Genomic DNA, 15,453 nt, shown 5'->3' with positions numbered 1-15,453 from the left:
ACGCGTTACTCGTCGAGCAGGTGTCGACGGCTGGCGCGGTGCGCGAGCACCGATGAGCGGTGGGCCGCGGACTGGGCGAGGGTCTGGTCGCGGGCAGACAGCGGAAGATGGTCGACGTAGACGGTGCCGGCCAGGTGCTGGGTCTCGTGGATGAGGCAGCGGGCGAAGTAGCCGCTCGCCTCGAGCGTGAACGGGCGGCCTTCGACGTCGTACGCGTGCAGCGTCGCGCGGGCTGGGCGGGGGAGCGCGGCGTTGGCGCCGGGGACGGACAGGCAGCCTTCGGATCCGGACTGGGTTCCGAAGAGCGCGGACATGGTCTCGACGCGCGGGTTGAAGGCGTGGCCGACGTGACGGTCGCCGTGTTCGTCGGTGAGGTCGTAGACGAACAGCTGGGCGTCCACGTCGACCTGGTTCGCCGCCAGACCGCACCCTTCGGCGATCCACATCGTCGTGAACATGTCGTCGATCAGCCCGCCCCACCGCTCCGCACCGAACTCGGTCACCGGCCGGCACGGGCGATGCAGGATCGCCTCGCCGTACTCCGTGATGCGCCGCGGCGTGCCCCGCCGTACCTCGTCCGTCACGTCGGGAAGGCGGCGGCTCGGTCGGCCCAGGATGTACGTCGGCATGCAAAGACCATAATCTGCAAAGTATCGGCTTTGCAAAGGTAAGACTAGGATGCCGCGTATGACCGAGCAGCGCAGGACGAACCGGCGCGACGTCGTCCGCGCGCACCCGCTGCGGCAGGCGCTGCTGGAGCTGATCGATCGGGACGGTACGACGACGTCCACGGTCGCGGCGCGCGAGTTGGGGGAGAGTACGGGCTCGTGCTCGTTCCACCTGCGCCGGCTCGAGGCGCTCGGGGTGATCGAGGCGGTGCCGGGCGCGGCGGGGCGGGTGAAACCGTGGCGGCGGGCGGTGCGCGCCGAGCAGGCGACGTTGAACCGTGAGCTCGAGGACACGGCGTACGCGAGCTGGCTCGCCGCGAAGGCGAAGCGGGGGATGACGGACGAGGACTTCGCGTTCAGCGAGGTGGTGACGCTGGCGGACGGTGAACTCGCCGAGCTCCGTGCGCGTCTCCATCGGGTACTGCGCGACTTCGTCGGCTCGGAACCGTCGTCGGGCGCCACGACGCCGACCGCCGTGGTCATTCGCGCCTTTCCGCTGGGCGAGGAGTAGTCGCGCCGATCGGGGGAACCTTCTCGGGAGTCTCCGCGTCAGCGGGAAGATGCCGTCCGCACCAGGCGCAGTTCGCGCCTGGCCCCGAGTGTGGAACTCCTATGACCGACCGCCCGTCCGAGCCGGATCCTCGCCCTGTCGCGCCCCGATCATCCGCCCCCGGTTATGGGCCACCGCACACGTCCGGCTATAACCAGCCGGGTGCCGCCGAGTACCCATGGCCGACCACCGCCTATCCGCAACAGCCCCCTCCACCCGTTGGCCCCGGGTACCCGCAGCACCTTTGGCCAGAGCATGCGCAGCAGCCTGTCGCCGCGGTGCCGTCCGGCGCCCATCGGCCGATGGGCTCGCCCGCGCTGAGCGTCCTGGCGCTACTGCTCGGCATCGCCGGACTGGTCGCGCCGTTCCTGCCGTTCTCGAACCTCATCGACCGATTCCCGATCCGCCAGTACGTGGCCTTCCCGTTCGCCGTACCCGCCTTGGCTCTGGCGATCGCAGCGCTGGCCGGCAACCGCCGCGGGAAACCTGCGGCGGCGATCGGCATGATCCTCGCCGTCCTCGCCCTGGGCGTCGGCGCGATCATGGTCTACAACTACGACATCCGGCCCTGAGCGCACGGCATCCGGGTAAAACAAGCCATTCGGCGGCGTGTTTTGTGGCTACGGTCGGCTCATGCGGAGTGTGACCCGCGAGCAGACCGTCGCCTACCGGCTGCACGTGAACCATCTGGCCGAGCGTCTTCCGCCAGGATCGTATGCGGAGGCAGCGCAGGTCGGACTGCAGGACACCGCGCCGCGGGACGCGCTGCTCGGGTTGCACGCGCGGATGGCGGGATGCCGGCCGGACGATTGGGCCCATCCATCGTTCGTCCAGACGTACAGTCCGCGGGCGGCCGTGTATGTGCTGCCGGTGCGGGACTTCGGCGTGTTCACGCTGGGGCGGCTGCCGATGGATCCGGACGCCGTACGGCGGATCGACGGGTTGGCGGCGCGGGTGTGCGAGGAGTTGGGCGGCCGGGAGCGGCGCGGGGCCGGGATCCGCGGGCTGCGGGAGGCATGCGCGAGTGGGCGGATCGCGGTCCGGTGGGACACGACGTCGCTGTACGCGCGTGAGATACCGCGGCCGGACGTCGACGTGTCCGATGCCCGGTTGGAGTTGTGCCGGCGGCACGTGCGGTACTTCGGGCCGACGACGCCGAAGGTGTTCGCGTGGTGGTCCGGTCTGTCGCCGGCCGATGCGCGCGCGGTGTGGGGTCAGTTGGCCCACGAGTTGGTCGAGGTCGACTTCGACGGCGTACCGGGGTGGATCCTGCGCGCGGACGAGGAACGTTTGTGGACCGCGGAGGCGCCGCGTGGGGTTCGGTTGCTGGTCGCGTCGGACCTCCGGCTGTTCGGCCGCGACCGCGACGGCCGCTTCATCGCCCCGGGCCTGCGCAGCCTGACGCCGGTTGCTGACAGCTTTCATCCCAACGGCGTGCTCGTCGACGGTCGCATCGCCGGCGCCTGGGGCCGCAAGCGCGGGCGGGTGAGCGTCCTACTGTCCGACGCTCTCACCCAGGAGCAGTACGACGGTCTGCAGGCGGAGGTGGCGTGTATGCCGCTGGAGGACCCGCAGTTGTCGGTACGGTAGGTCGAGGGGCTGAGGCGGTATCGGCAACAATCGGCTCATGCCAGTTCCATCCACCTGTCCGTGCGGTCGGGGCGAGTCGTACGCCGCGTGCTGTCAACCACTCCATCTCGGCAAGACGACGGCCAGTACCGCGGAGCAGTTGATGCGGTCCAGGTACACCGCCTTCGTGATGCACGATGCGGCGTACCTGCTCCGGACGTGGTCTCTGACGACTCGCCCAGCCGGCCTCGACTTCGCGCCCGACCGCGAGTGGACCGGCCTGGAGATCCTCAACACCACCGGCGGCAGCCCGTTCCACACCGAGGCCACCGTCGAGTTCCGAGCCCACTACACCACCAACGGCCACCCCGGCACCCAACACGAAAACAGCACCTTCACCCGCGAAGCCGGCCAATGGGTGTACCTCGCGGCGCTCTGATTCTCGGGCTCGACGCGAGGGGGTGGGGAGGATTTGCCACCCGGATCGGGCAGAAGTCCTCCCCACCCATCTCCGCCTGGCGCGGCGCGGTACTACCCAGCTACTCGGCGACCTGGTAGGTGGGGGTGAGGATGGCTCGGGCGAGGGTGTGGAAGGCGAGGTTGAAGCCGACTACGGCGGGGGTGGCGTCGGCGTCTACGTCCAGGGACTCGACGTCGATGGCGTGGACCACGAAGTAGTAGCGGTGGATCTGGTCGCCCGCGGGTGGGGCGGCGCCGCCGAAGTTCTTGGTGCCGAAGTCGTTGCGGACGTGGAACGCGCCGTTGTCGAGCCGCTCGGTGGTGCCGGCGCCGGTGGGCAGCTCGGTGACGGTCGCCGGGAGGTTGACCAGCACCCAGTGCCAGAACCCGGACACGATCGGCGCGTCCGGGTCGAAGCAGGTCACCACGAAGGCCTTCGTCTCCGCCGGGAACCCGGACCAGCTGAGCTGCGGCGACGTGTTCCCGCCCGCGAACGCGTGCGCGTCCGCCAGCGGCTCCCCGTCGGCGACATCGGTGCTGCTGACGGTGAACGAACCAACCTCCGGCAGGAGTTCGTACGGATCCGGTGCAACAGGTCGATCGAGCGACATTCGTGACCCTCCAGGGATCTCGCGAGATGTGGTGATTCCGACATTACTGTCCACATACCGCCGGGCCGTCCGGGGGCACCCGGTCGGGGATGGGAAGATCGGGTACGCCGGGGCGTACGCCGATCCGCCCCGCGGACAAGGGCGCGGGAACGGCGGAGACAGCACGGGACGGAGGACCTGGTGGACGAGTACCTGGAGCGGATCGCTCCCGCTGATCAGGCGGCGATGCGGGCGGCCGAGGAGCGGCACACGCGGCTGACCAAACCGGCCGGTTCGCTCGGCGTCCTGGAGGAGCTGTCCGTGAGGGTCGCCGGGATGACCGGGACGCCCGCCGTTCCGGGGCCCGCGGTCGTCGCGGTGTTCGCCGCGGATCACGGTGTGCACGCGCAGAACGTCTCCCCGTGGCCGCAGGAAGTGACCGCCGCCATGCTGGCGAACTTCGCCGCCGGCGGCGCCGCCGTGAACGCCTTCGCGGCCAACAACGGGGTCGACGTCCGCGTGGTCGACGTCGGGGTCGCGACGCCGGTCGAGCAGCTGGACATCGTGCACGCGAAGGTCCGGCCCGGCACGCGCGACCTGTCCCGGACCGACGCCCTCACCGAGGACGAGGCACGCGCGGCGATCGCCGTCGGGTTCGACCTCGCGGACAAGCTCGTCCAGGAGGGGTACCGCTGCCTGCTGACCGGCGACATGGGCATCGCCAACACGACCGCGTCCGCAGCCCTGATCGCGACCTTCACCGGAGCGACCGCCGAGCACGTGACGGGTCGCGGCACCGGCATCGACGACGCAGCGCTGGCGCACAAGACGGCCGTCGTACGGGAGGCTCTCGCGCTGCACGACGTACCAGCGACCGAGCCGCTCAAGGCCCTGCAGGCGTACGGCGGCCTGGAGCATGCCGCACTCGCCGGGTACATCCTCGGCGCCGCGGCCAACAAGGTCCCGGTGATCCTCGACGGTGTGATCGCCGGAGCGGCCGCGCTCGTCGCGCAGGCGTTCCACCCGGCCGTCATCGACTACTGCGTGGCCGGTCATCGGTCGGCCGAGCCAGGGCATGCGGTCGCGCTGAAGCAGCTCGGCCTGCAGCCGCTCGTCGACCTCGACCTGCGGCTCGGTGAGGGGACCGGCGCGGTGCTCGCGTACCCGATCCTGACCTGCGCCGCCCGCGCACTCGCCGAGATGGCGACCTTCGAGGACGCGGGGATCACCTCGTGACGCACCAGTACCTGTCCGGGCTCGTCCTCGACGGACGGCGCGTGGTCGTCGTCGGCGGCGGTGGCGTCGCGCAGCGCCGGCTGCCGCGGCTGCTCGAGGCGGGTGCCCGGATCGACCTGATCTCGCCCTCGATCACGCCGACGATCGAGGGTCTGCTCGGCAACCCGTCGCTGACCTGGATCGAGCGCGGCTACGAGGCCGGCGACCTCGACGGGGCCTGGTACGTCGTGGTGGCGACGGACGATGCCGCGGTCAACGACCAGGTCTCGGCGGAGGCCGAGGAGCGGCGGATCTTCTGTGTACGGTCCGACGACCGGTCGCGGGCGACCGCGTGGACGCCGGCGTCCGGGCAGCACGACAACGTGACCGTCGGCGTGCTGGGCGGAGGCGATCACCGCCGGTCGGCCGCCGTACGCGACGCGATCCTCGAGGGCCTGCGTACCGGTGAGCTGGCGGCGCGGGACGTGGACCGGCAGCCAGGGGTCTATTTGGTCGGTGGGGGACCTGGGGATCCGGATCTGATCACGGTGCGCGGACGGCGGTTGCTGGCCGAGGCCGATGTGGTGGTGGCGGATCGGCTGGCGCCGCAGCAGTTGCTGGACGAGTTGCCTCCGGACGTCGAGCTGTTCGACGCGGCGAAGCTGCCGCGCGGGCGGGCGGCGCAGCAGGAGGAGATCAACCGGATCCTCGTGGAGCGCGGGCGGGAGGGGAAGGTCGTCGTACGGCTGAAAGGCGGCGATCCGTACGTCTTCGGCCGCGGGTTCGAGGAGGCGCTGGCGTGCGCGGCGGCCGGGGTGCCGTGGACCGTGGTGCCGGGCATCACGAGCTCGATCTCGGTGCCGGCGGTGTCGGGGATCCCGGTCACGCATCGCGGCGTGACGCACGAGTTCACGGTCGTGTCGGGCCACATTCCGCCGTCGCATCCGGACTCGCTGGTGAACTGGGACGCCCTGGCGCACCTGCGCGGGACGCTGGTGCTGCTGATGGCCGTCGAGAACCTGCCGGCGATCGCCGAGCGGCTGATCGCGGCCGGGCGCCCGGCCGACACGCCCGCGGCGGCGATTGCCGACGGCACCCTTCCCGGGCAGCGGATGGTGACGTCCGATCTCGCCGGCATCGCGCAGACGATGGCGGACGAGGGCGTCGGCGCACCGGCGATCATTGTCATCGGCAACGTGGTGGAGGTGGCCGGGAAGGCCGCGAGGGGTACGGCGTGACGCTGGTTCCGGTCGAGGACGCGGGGGACGAGCGGCTGGCCGACTACGTGCGGCTGCGGGAGGTGAACCTGCGGCGCCTGCTCGAGGAGGAGCACGGGCTGTTCATCGCCGAGGGCGACAAGGTGATCCGGCGCGCCGCGGACGCCGGGTACGAGCCGCGGTCGTTCCTGCTCGCACCGCGCTGGCTGGACTCGTTGCAGGACGTCTTGGAGCGGTGGCCGGAAAAGCCCGTGTACGTCGTCTCGGAGGAGCTGGCCGAACAGGTCACCGGATTCCACGTGCACCGCGGCGCGCTGGCGTCGTACAAGCGCCGGGCCGCCGTACCACTCCCGGAGCTGCTGACCGACGCCGTACGACGGATCGCGATCTTCGACGACATCGTTGACCACACCAACGTCGGCGCCGGGTTCCGCGCCGCGGCCGCGCTGGGCGTCGACCTCGTCCTGGTGACGCCGACGTGCGCGGACCCGCTGTACCGGCGCTCGATCAAGGTCTCGATGGGCACCGTCTTCCAGGTCCCGTGGACCCGACTGCAGAGCTGGCCCGGCGACCTGCGGCGTCTGCAGGACCACGGGTACGTCGCGGCCGCGATGGCGCTCACCGACGACTCGATCACGCTCGACGATCTCGCGGACCGCAAGGACGACAAACTCGCCCTGATCTTCGGCACCGAGGGGCACGGCCTGAAACCGCACGTCCTCGCCCAGGCCGACCTCGCCGTACGGATCCCGATGGCAGGCGGCGTGGACTCCCTCAACGTGGCATCCTCGGCAGCAGTGGCGTTCTACGCCACCAGACGCTGAGGGGGAGTCATGCGTACGACGGAACGCCTGGTGCTGCGCCCGTTCCGCGAATCCGACCTGGAGCCGTGGGCCGAGCTGAATGCCGACCTGGACGTCACGCAGTACATCGGTGGGCCGCTCAGCCGGGAGGAATCGGACCGGATCGCGGCCGCGGTGAACGCGTTGTATGCCGCTGAGGGAATCGGCTTCCTTGCAGTGGAGCGGCGGGCCGACGGCGCGTTCCTCGGGGCGTGCGGGCTCACGCGGGAGCAGTGGTATCCGGAGGAGCTCCACCTCGGCTGGCGGTTGGCACGGGAGTACTGGGGCCACGGGTACGCGACGGAGGCGGCGGCGTCGTGGCTGGATTACGCGTTCACAGAGGCCGGCTTGACGCGGGTTATTGCGATGACCGATACGCCGAACGTCCGTAGCATCGCGGTCATGCGCCGGCTCGGGATGAGCTTCGACCACGAGGCGGTGCTGGAGGAGGACGGCGTACCGTTCGACGCCACCATTTACGCGTTGAAAGCAGAGGAATGGCGAAGGTAGTTCTGGTCACCGGGATGCAGGCCGCCGGCAAGTCGACGATCGCACCGTTGCTCGCGGCCCGGATGGGACCGCCGGCGGCGACCCTCGACGGGGACGTGTTCTATCGCGGCGTGGTCGCCGGGGCCGAGATCATGACGCCGGATCCGTCGGCCGAGGCGATCCGGCAGCTGGAGTTGCGGTACGACGCCAGCGCCCTGGTCGCGCAGCACTACGCCGACAACGGATTCGACTTCGTGTGCAGCGACATCGTGCTGGGCGAGCACGTCGAACGCTGGTTCTCGCGGCTGCACGACGTCGAGACGTACCTCGTCGTACTCGTCCCGACGGTCGAGTCGATCGTCGAGCGGGAGATCGGCCGCGGCGGCGCCAACTCCTACCGCGACTGGCAGACCGCGGACGGTTCGCTCGAGACCGCCGTACGAGCGCTCCAGGCCGGCCTCGACGAGATCCCGCGCCGGGGTCTCTGGCTCGACACCACGCACCAGACACCGGAGCAATCGGCCGAGGCCATCTTCGCCAACCTGCCCAAGGCCCGCTGGTAGCAGCCTCAGGTGGCGGGGGTGTCCTCGTGGTCGTGGTCGACCATCGGGGTCACCGGCCAGTCGCCGGGATAGTCGGGGGCGAACTCCTCGGCCTCGGCGAAGAGGCGCTTGCGGTACTTCCGGGAGAGCCGGTCGCCGAAGACCATGCCCTGAGTGTGGTCGGTCTCGTGCTGCAGGCAGCGAGCCAGCAGGCCAGTGCCTTCGTAGCTGACCGGCTGGTTGTGCTGGTCGACACCGGTGACCCTGGCGAAGTCGGGACGCGCGCACTTGGTGAACGCGCCGGGCAGCGACAGGCAGCCCTCGTCGCCCTCGTCCAGGTTGCGGTCCTTGCCCTCCGGCAGCTCCAGCTTCGGGTTGCACACCACACCCTGCACGCGGTTTCCGTCCTTGTCCGGGCAGTCGAACACGAACAGCTGCAGGTCGACCCCGACCTGGTTCGCCGCGAGGCCCACGCCCTCGGCCGCGTTCATCGTCGCGACCATGTCGGCGACCAGCGTCTGCAGCTCGTCCCCGAAGTCGGTGACAGGCTGATTGACCCGATGCATGACGTCCTCACCCCACCGGGTGATAGGCCGCACCGAACCGTTCCCAGGCAACGTAGACATGCCGGAAGTTTAGACAGCCGGGTGGCCCCGTACGGCGACCACCCGGCCGGTGTACTACTTGGCGTTGACCTCGTCGCGCCAGGAGACCCACTCGCGGAGCAGGCCCAGGTCGTAGTCGGGGCCGGACGAGGAGACCGTGAACAGCCGGGTCCCGACGTCGAGCAGCGACTTGCCGATGTCCTCCGGGGACTTGTCGCCGACGCCGGCGGACCGCTCGATCTCACCCGGGTCGCGGCCGATCGTGCGGCAGTGCTCGTCGAGTACGGCGTGCTTGTGGGCGAGCGTCTCCGCGTCGCCGAACCCGTGCCAGATGTTCGCGTGCTTGGCGACCAGCTTGAGCGTCTTCTTCTCGCCGCCGCCGCCGATCAGCACCGGGATGTCCCGGGTCGGCTGCGGGTTGAGCTTGCTCCAGCGCTGCTCGATCCGCGGCAGCGCCTCGCCCAGGGCGTCCAGCCGGCCGCCCGCCGTACCGAAGTCGTAGCCGTACTCGTCGTAGTCCTTCTGGAACCAGCCGGAGCCGATGCCGAAGATCAGCCGGCCGTCGCTGATGTGGTCGACCGTCCGCGCCATGTCGGCGAGCAGGTCGGGGTTGCGGTAGGAGTTGCAGGTGACCAGCGCGCCGATCTCGACCCGCTCGGTCGCCTCGGCCCAGGCGGCCAGCATGGTCCAGCACTCGAAGTGCAGGCCCTCGGGCTCACCGCTGAGCGGGTAGAAATGGTCCCAGTTGAAGATGACGTCGACACCGATCTCCTCGGCCGCGGCGACGGTCCGCCGGATGTCGGCGTACTGGGCGTGCTGGGGCTGGACCTGCAGACCGATCCGCGCGGGGAAGGCGCCGTACGGACGGTCGGTGGATTCGGAAGCTGTCATGGCGCGATCCTATCCCGCGTTTCGGAGGACCCTCCGGATAGGTCAGGGGCCGAGCGGCTCGCCGGCAGGCAGCTGGTCGGCGTACACGGCCGCCCAGTCGCCGAGGGCGCGGATCGGGACCAGGAGGTCCTTGCCGGCGGTGGTCAGGGAGTATTCGACCCGCGGTGGCGCTTCGGCGTACCGGCGGCGTTCGACCAGGCCGTTGTGCTCGAGGCGGCGGAGGGTCCCGGTGAGGACCTTCTGGCTGATGCCGCCGATCTGGCGCCGCAGTTCGCCGGGGCGCGCGGGGCCTTCGGCGAGCGCGTACAGGACGACCATCGGCCAGCGTCCGCTGATCAGGTCGGCGGCGACCCGCGCCTGGCAGTCGGCGAAGAATCTCACGGGTCCATTGTGCGTCGCGCGATGGGCACCAGAAGGTGCGCATCGAACTCTCTACGGTCGAGGAATGCGAATAGGAACACTGGGCAACGGAATGATGGCCGAGGCGCTGGCGACGCACTGGGTCAAGGCCGGTCACGAGGTGATGATCGGCGGGCGTGATCCCGGAAGGGCGGCGGAGGTCGCACGGCGCGTCGGCGGTACGGCGGGATCGCTCACGGAGGCGGCGTCGTACGGCGACGTGGTGCTGCTCGCCGTACCGGCGGAGGTTGCAGTGGAGATCGCACAACTGGTACCGGCGGGGACGACGTTGATCGATTGCACGAACGCCTTGAACCACAGCGACTTCACGTTGGCGCAGCCGGCCACGGCCGAGGAGATCAGCCGGGCGGTGCCCGGGGTGCACGTGGTGAAGGCGTTCAACCTGGCGGCGGACGCGGTGTGGCGGAATCCCCCCGCGGGCCTCGGCGTGCCGATCTGCGCTGACGACGGGCTGGAGGTGGTTGCTCAGTTGGTCCGGGATGTCGGATGCGAGCCGATCCCCGCGGGCGGGCTGGTCCGGGCGAAGTTGCTGGAGGCAACTGCTGCGCTGGCGATCGGGATCTGGGTGAGCGGGGGCGACGTCCGCGCGATGTTCCCGCCCTCAGAGGCCGCGTTCGGCACGGTCCCGCCCGGCTAACCGCAGGCTCCAGGCGGGAAAGAGCAGGTAGGTCCCGGCCCAGCTCACCCCGGCGACGAACGCCCATGCCGGGGCGCTGTCCATGTCGTCGAGTCCCATGAGGATCCCCGGCACGCCGAGGAGGCCGAGGAGCATCACCCCACCGGCGACGAGGCCCGCTCGACGCAGGTGGGGAAGTGAACGGGACGCATTCAGCAGCCAGACACCGATCAGAGCGAACCCGAAGCTGGACCACAGTCCGGCCAGGTAGAAGCCGGTGATGCCGGAGACGACCAGGATCGTCCCCACCACGGTCAGCGCCGCTCCGACAGCCGCGACGCCGACGAGCACCTGGCGCCCGGACAGGAGCCAGGCGAGGGCGAGGCTGAGGAGGCCCAGGAGGGCATTGCCCACGTCGTTGAGCAGACCGAACGGCTCGCCGACGGCGTAGAGGAGGATCAGGCAGGCGCAGGCGGCGAACCCGACGATCGCGTGGGTTCGCGCAAGCAGCGGAAGGCTGGAGTCAGCGCTCACCCTCCGATGATCGCGCGAACAGGGCGTTCAAGTCTGCCTGTGGGATCTGATCGGCGGCGAACGTGATCGTGCCCTTCGTCGCCAGCTCCTCGGCGCTCCGCCGGATGAAGCCGAGTGCGGCTCGCGCGATGCTGCCGCCGAGGCTGATCCGGGTGACGCCGGCCGACTGCAGGTCCGCGACGGTGAGCGCCGACGTACCGAGGCCGATCACGACGTTCAGCGGTCCGTCGATTTCCCTCACCAGCGTTCGGATCGTCTCCAGGTCGTTCACACCCGGCACGTACAGGCAGTCCGCGCCGGCCGCACGGAACCGGTTGGCGCGCTCGATCGAGTCGGCGAGCGAGGCCGGCGTCCGCAGCAACTGCCCGTCGGTCCGCGCGGTCAGCACGAAGCCGGACCCCGCCGCCTCCCGCGCCGCGACGATCCGCTCCACCGCGAGCTCGACGTCGTACAGCTCCCGCCCGTCGTAGTCCTCGATGTTCCCGCCCGCCAGTCCCGCCTCGCGCGCCAGCGCGATCGTCTCCGCGACCCGCCCGGGCGCAGCGCCGTACCCGTCCTCGAGGTCGCCGTTCACCGGTACGGCGCTCGCCACCGTGATCTCGCGGACGCGGTCGAACATGGCGTCCCGCGACACCGCCGGCGCCCCGTCCGGCAGGGTGTGGTCACCCTTCGCCATCGAGAACGCGATCCCGGCGCTGGTCGTCGCGATCGCGGGGAACCCGGCCGCCGCCAGCAGCACCGCGCTCCCTGCGTCCCACGCGTTCGGCATCACGAACTGCCCGGCATGCAACTCACGGAACGTCGTCATACCCGGAGTCTTCCACCCGGACCCTTCGGCGGCCGCCGAACTCTCAGGACAGCTTCGACGCGGCGGCCTGGTCGATGAGCCAGAGAGTCCGGTCCTGACCCTTCGGGCGAGCCGCCGGGACGTCGCCGCCGCGCAGCGCCTGGGCGACCGCGTCGGCCTTGTCCTCGCCGGAGACCACGAACCAGACCTCACGCGCCCTGTCCAGCCGCGGGAAGGTCAGCGAGACCCGCGTCGGCGGGGGCTTGGGGGAGTCGTGCACGGCGACCGCCGCCGTATCCGTCTCCTCGAGCTGCGGATAACCGGGGAAGAGCGACGCCACATGCCCGTCCGGCCCGACGCCCAGCATCAGTACGTCGAACTTCGGCGAGCCCGCGGCGGACAGCTCCTCCGCGTACGCCACAGCTGCGGCCTCCGCGCCCTGCCCGGTGTCCGCCGGCATCGGGTGCACGCGGGCCGGATCGACGTCCACGTGGGACAGCAGCGCGTCCCGCGCCTGCGTCTCGTTCCGGTCCGGGTCGCCGTCGGGCAGGAAACGCTCGTCGCCCCACCAGAACTCCACGCGCCGCCAGTCGACCTCCACCCGGGCCGGTGACTCCGCGACGGCCCGGTAGACGACGGCGGCCACCCTGCCGCCGGTGAGTACGACGTGCGCGACGCCGCCGGTGCTCTGGGCGTCGACGATCCGGGTGATGAACCGGGACGCGACGGTGTAGGCCAGATCGTCGGCATCGGACTGGATCAGCAGTTCAGGCTGCTTCATCGCTTCGCCGCCTTCTTGCCCCCGGCAACCTTCTTCGCCGCGGTCTTCTTCGCCACCGCCTTGCCGGCAGGAGCCTTCTTGGCCGGAGCCTTCTTCGCGGCGGACTTCGTCTCCGGCGCCTTCGTCTCGGCTGCGGACGCCACCTTCTTGCCGGCCGCGGTCACCTTCGCCGCCGTGGACTTCCGCGCAGTCTCCCCGACCTTCTTCGCGTCCTCCGGCAGACCGTTCCGCTCGACGAGCGTCGCCAGCGTCTTGGCGTACACGTCGTCCGGGTCGAGCCGCCGCAGCTCCTCGCTCAGCAGCTCGGACGTCGTACGCCGCTTCAGCGCCACCGGCCGATCCGGCTGGCCCGGCACGCTGAACGTCGCCACCGCACCGTCCGGCCGCGTCAACGCGATCGGCCCGGACGGCGTGAACAGCCGTACGGCGGTCACCCCCGGACCGCGCGAGTTCTTCTGCTCCACCGGCACCTTCAACCGGGACTGCAGCCACGCCGCCATCAGGTCCGCGCTCGGGTTCCCGCGAGCGGCCGAAACCTCGGCCCCGGTCACCTTCGTCGGGTACTGATCCAGAGCAGCGGCCATCAGCGCCCGCCACGGCGTCAACCGCGTCCACGCGAAGTCCGTGTCGCCGGGCGCGTATCCCTCGGCCCGGGCCGTGTAGTCGATCGACGCCCGCCGGGTCGCCGCCGCGTCGGTCACCCGGCGCCGGCCCAGCCGCCCCAGCGGGTCCTCCGCCGGAGCCTTCGGTCCGCCGCCCGGCCACCAGACGATGACGGGGGAGTCCGGCAGCAGCAGCGGCGTGATCACGGACTCCGGCACCTTCGCCAGCTCACCGTGCAGCCGCAGCAGCACGGCCTCGCCCGGGATGCCCTCGCCGACGCGGACCTCGGCGTCCAGCCCCGACGCGCCGCGGCCCGGGCGCAGGATCGCGACCAGGACCCGGGACGGGTGCTCGCGACCGGCCTCGTTCGCGGCCTTCATCGCGTCGTGGTGGGACGCCTCGTCGACGACCACCACGATCGTGCCGACCATGCCCATGGCCGGCGAGCCCGCGTTCCGGCGGGCCTTCAGCAGCGCCGACGCGATCTCGCTCGACGTGGTGTCGGTCAGGTCGATGATCACGGCCGCCTCCAGGTACGTCCGTCGCGGGCGAGCATCTCGTGCGCCGAGTCCGGGCCCCAGTCGCCGGACGCGTACTGCTCCGGCTTGCCGTGCCGGGACCAGTAGCCGAGCACCGGGTCGAGGATCTTCCAGCCCAGCTCGACCTCGGTGTGCTGCGGGAACAACGGCGGATCACCGAGCAGTACGTCGAGGATCAGCCGCTCGTACGCCTCGGGGGAGGACTCCGTGAACGAGCCGCCGTACTGGAAGTCCATGTTCACGTCGCGGATCTCCATCGACGTACCGGGGACCTTGGCGCCGAAGCGGACCGTGATGCCCTCGTCCGGCTGGATCCGCAGGACCAGCGCGTTCTGGCCGAGCTCCTCGGTCTCGGTCTTGTTGAACGGCAGGTGCGGCGCGCGCTTGAACATCACCGCGACCTCGGTGACGCGCCGGCCGAGCCGCTTACCGGTCCGCAGGTAGAACGGGACACCGGCCCAGCGCCGGGTATCGACGTCGACCCGCAGCGCCGCGAAGGTCTCGGTCGCCGAGTCCTGAGGAATGCCGTCCTCCTGCAGGTACCCCTTCACCTTCACGCCACCGGCCCAGCCGGCCGCGTACTGCCCGCGGGCCGTGTGCAGGTCCAGCCGCTCCGGCAGCTGTACGGCGTTCAGCACCTTCTTCTTCTCCTGGCGCAACGACCAGGCGTCGAAGCTGACCGGCTCCTCCATCGCGACGAGCGCGAGCAACTGGAGCAGGTGGTTCTGGATCACGTCACGGGCGGCGCCGATGCCGTCGTAGTACCCGGCGCGGCCGCCGATGCCGATGTCCTCGGCCATCGTGATCTGCACGTGGTCGACGTAGTTGCTGTTCCAGATCGGCTCGAACATCGCGTTCGCGAACCGCAGCGCGAGGATGTTCTGGACCGTCTCCTTGCCCAGGTAGTGGTCGATCCGGAAGACCGCCTCGGGCGGGAACACCGACTCGACCACCTGGTTCAGTTCCCGGGCGCTCTTCAGGTCGTGACCGAACGGCTTCTCGATCACCACCCGCCGCCACGAGCCAGGGGTCTCGTCGGTCAGCCCGTGCTCGGACAACTGCCGCACGACCTCCGGGAACAGACCCGGAGGGATCGACAGGTAGAACGCGTGGTTGCCGCCCGTGCCGCGGGTGACGTCGAGCTCGTCCACGGTCTCCCGCAGCCGCTTGAACGCCTCGTCGTCGGTCAGGTCGCCCGGCACGAACCGGAAGCCCTCGGCCAGCTGCTGCCACACCTCTTCGCGGAACGGCGTCCGGGCGTGCTCCTTCACCGAGTCGTGCACGATCTGGGCGAAGTCCTGGTTGCTGTAGTCCCGCCGGGCGAACCCGACCAGGGCGAAGCCCGGGGGCAGCAGCCCCCGGTTCGCCAGGTCGTAGACCGCCGGCATCAGCTTCTTGCGGGCCAGGTCGCCGGTGACGCCGAAGATCACCAGGCTGCACGGCCCGGCGATCCTCGGCAGCCGCCGATCCTGGGGATCGCGCAGCGGGTTCACCGGACCCGTCGGCTCTTCGTCGAGCTCAGCGGTCATGAGCCGC

General features: G+C 70.5%; 20 protein-coding genes. 10 read left to right on the top strand and 10 right to left on the bottom strand.

Translation table 11 applies throughout. The features are described 5' to 3' along the window. Positions 1 to 5: 5 nt before the first annotated feature. Positions 6 to 629, bottom strand: a complete 624-nt coding sequence (gene def, locus BJY22_RS28660; RefSeq protein ID WP_167212731.1) for a peptide deformylase — start codon at positions 627 to 629, stop codon at positions 6 to 8. Positions 630 to 687: 58 nt separating this feature from the next. On the opposite strand from def (BJY22_RS28660), the gene BJY22_RS28655 reads away from it, so the two are divergent. The 4 genes from BJY22_RS28655 (at position 688) to BJY22_RS28640 (ending at position 3,226) form a co-directional block, all read left to right on the top strand. Next, on the top strand, positions 688 to 1,179 hold the full coding sequence (locus BJY22_RS28655; protein ID WP_167212728.1) for a winged helix-turn-helix domain-containing protein: 492 nt from the start codon (positions 688 to 690) through the stop codon (positions 1,177 to 1,179). A gap of 341 nt (positions 1,180 to 1,520) precedes the next feature. Then, a complete protein-coding gene (locus BJY22_RS28650; protein ID WP_167203113.1) occupies positions 1,521 to 1,790 on the top strand; it encodes a hypothetical protein in 270 nt (89 codons plus the stop codon). A gap of 61 nt (positions 1,791 to 1,851) precedes the next feature. Then, a complete protein-coding gene (locus tag BJY22_RS28645) occupies positions 1,852 to 2,808 on the top strand; it encodes a DNA glycosylase AlkZ-like family protein (RefSeq protein WP_167212725.1) in 957 nt (318 codons plus the stop codon). A 37-nt stretch (positions 2,809 to 2,845) separates the two neighbouring features. Then, positions 2,846 to 3,226, top strand: coding sequence for a YchJ family protein (locus tag BJY22_RS28640; RefSeq protein ID WP_167212721.1), 381 nt, complete (start codon positions 2,846 to 2,848; stop codon positions 3,224 to 3,226). 100 nt (positions 3,227 to 3,326) lie between these two features. On the opposite strand, the gene BJY22_RS28635 is transcribed toward BJY22_RS28640, so the two are convergent. Continuing rightward, positions 3,327 to 3,857 (bottom strand): YbhB/YbcL family Raf kinase inhibitor-like protein, encoded by a 531-nt coding sequence (locus BJY22_RS28635; RefSeq protein ID WP_167212718.1) that lies wholly within the window; start codon positions 3,855 to 3,857, stop codon positions 3,327 to 3,329. A 180-nt stretch (positions 3,858 to 4,037) separates the two neighbouring features. Between BJY22_RS28635 and cobT the strand changes: the two genes are divergently transcribed. The 5 genes from cobT to BJY22_RS28610 are packed head-to-tail and all read left to right on the top strand — an operon-like array spanning position 4,038 to position 8,162. After that, a complete protein-coding gene (cobT, locus tag BJY22_RS28630; RefSeq protein ID WP_337759324.1) occupies positions 4,038 to 5,072 on the top strand; it encodes a nicotinate-nucleotide--dimethylbenzimidazole phosphoribosyltransferase in 1,035 nt (344 codons plus the stop codon). After that, positions 5,069 to 6,289 (top strand): uroporphyrinogen-III C-methyltransferase, encoded by a 1,221-nt coding sequence (cobA, locus tag BJY22_RS28625; protein ID WP_167212715.1) that lies wholly within the window; start codon positions 5,069 to 5,071, stop codon positions 6,287 to 6,289. Before cobT ends, cobA begins: the two co-directional genes overlap by 4 nt. Continuing rightward, positions 6,286 to 7,092 carry a TrmH family RNA methyltransferase gene (locus tag BJY22_RS28620; protein WP_167212713.1) on the top strand — a complete coding sequence of 269 codons (807 nt, stop codon included), beginning with the start codon at positions 6,286 to 6,288 and terminating at the stop codon, positions 7,090 to 7,092. The genes cobA and BJY22_RS28620 overlap by 4 nt, the downstream gene beginning before the upstream one ends. A gap of 9 nt (positions 7,093 to 7,101) precedes the next feature. Further along, positions 7,102 to 7,620: a GNAT family N-acetyltransferase gene (locus tag BJY22_RS28615; protein WP_167212710.1), complete on the top strand. Its 519-nt coding sequence runs from the start codon at positions 7,102 to 7,104 to the stop codon at positions 7,618 to 7,620. Next, a complete protein-coding gene (locus tag BJY22_RS28610; protein WP_167212707.1) occupies positions 7,608 to 8,162 on the top strand; it encodes a phosphotransferase-like protein in 555 nt (184 codons plus the stop codon). The genes BJY22_RS28615 and BJY22_RS28610 overlap by 13 nt, the downstream gene beginning before the upstream one ends. A gap of 5 nt (positions 8,163 to 8,167) precedes the next feature. On the opposite strand, the gene def (BJY22_RS28605) is transcribed toward BJY22_RS28610, so the two are convergent. The 3 genes from def (BJY22_RS28605) to BJY22_RS28595 are packed head-to-tail and all read right to left on the bottom strand — an operon-like array spanning position 8,168 to position 10,018. Next, entirely contained in the window at positions 8,168 to 8,767 is a 600-nt protein-coding gene (def, locus tag BJY22_RS28605) for a peptide deformylase (RefSeq protein WP_167212704.1), read from the bottom strand. 54 nt (positions 8,768 to 8,821) lie between these two features. Further along, positions 8,822 to 9,637, bottom strand: coding sequence for an LLM class F420-dependent oxidoreductase (locus tag BJY22_RS28600; RefSeq protein WP_167212701.1), 816 nt, complete (start codon positions 9,635 to 9,637; stop codon positions 8,822 to 8,824). A 42-nt stretch (positions 9,638 to 9,679) separates the two neighbouring features. After that, the gene (locus tag BJY22_RS28595; RefSeq protein WP_167212698.1) at positions 9,680 to 10,018 is read right to left on the bottom strand and encodes a winged helix-turn-helix transcriptional regulator; all 339 of its coding nucleotides are present in this window, start codon (positions 10,016 to 10,018) and stop codon (positions 9,680 to 9,682) included. 64 nt (positions 10,019 to 10,082) lie between these two features. Here BJY22_RS28595 and BJY22_RS28590 point away from each other — a divergent pair, with 64 nt between their 5' ends. Beyond that, on the top strand, positions 10,083 to 10,694 hold the full coding sequence (locus BJY22_RS28590; protein WP_167212695.1) for an NADPH-dependent F420 reductase: 612 nt from the start codon (positions 10,083 to 10,085) through the stop codon (positions 10,692 to 10,694). Here BJY22_RS28590 and BJY22_RS28585 read toward each other — a convergent pair. From BJY22_RS28585 to zwf, 5 genes are read right to left on the bottom strand one after another with little or no spacing between them, the layout of a single operon-like run. Next, on the bottom strand, positions 10,659 to 11,207 hold the full coding sequence (locus BJY22_RS28585; RefSeq protein WP_167212693.1) for a hypothetical protein: 549 nt from the start codon (positions 11,205 to 11,207) through the stop codon (positions 10,659 to 10,661). The genes BJY22_RS28590 and BJY22_RS28585 overlap by 36 nt on opposite strands. Then, complete coding sequence (locus BJY22_RS28580) at positions 11,197 to 12,015, bottom strand: isocitrate lyase/PEP mutase family protein (protein WP_167212690.1); 819 nt, start codon at positions 12,013 to 12,015, stop codon at positions 11,197 to 11,199. Before BJY22_RS28580 ends, BJY22_RS28585 begins: the two co-directional genes overlap by 11 nt. A gap of 43 nt (positions 12,016 to 12,058) precedes the next feature. Further along, positions 12,059 to 12,775, bottom strand: coding sequence for a 6-phosphogluconolactonase (gene pgl, locus BJY22_RS28575; protein WP_167212687.1), 717 nt, complete (start codon positions 12,773 to 12,775; stop codon positions 12,059 to 12,061). Further along, a complete protein-coding gene (locus BJY22_RS28570) occupies positions 12,772 to 13,899 on the bottom strand; it encodes a glucose-6-phosphate dehydrogenase assembly protein OpcA (protein ID WP_167212684.1) in 1,128 nt (375 codons plus the stop codon). The genes pgl and BJY22_RS28570 overlap by 4 nt, the downstream gene beginning before the upstream one ends. Beyond that, positions 13,896 to 15,446: a glucose-6-phosphate dehydrogenase gene (zwf, locus tag BJY22_RS28565; protein WP_167212681.1), complete on the bottom strand. Its 1,551-nt coding sequence runs from the start codon at positions 15,444 to 15,446 to the stop codon at positions 13,896 to 13,898. The genes BJY22_RS28570 and zwf overlap by 4 nt, the downstream gene beginning before the upstream one ends. Positions 15,447 to 15,453: the final 7 nt, after the last annotated feature.

The organism is Kribbella shirazensis (assembly GCF_011761605.1).
GTDB lineage: Bacteria > Actinomycetota > Actinomycetes > Propionibacteriales > Kribbellaceae > Kribbella > Kribbella shirazensis.
The sequence above is the reverse complement of the archived record's forward strand: the minus strand, read 5'-3'. Positions and strand labels throughout refer to the sequence as shown.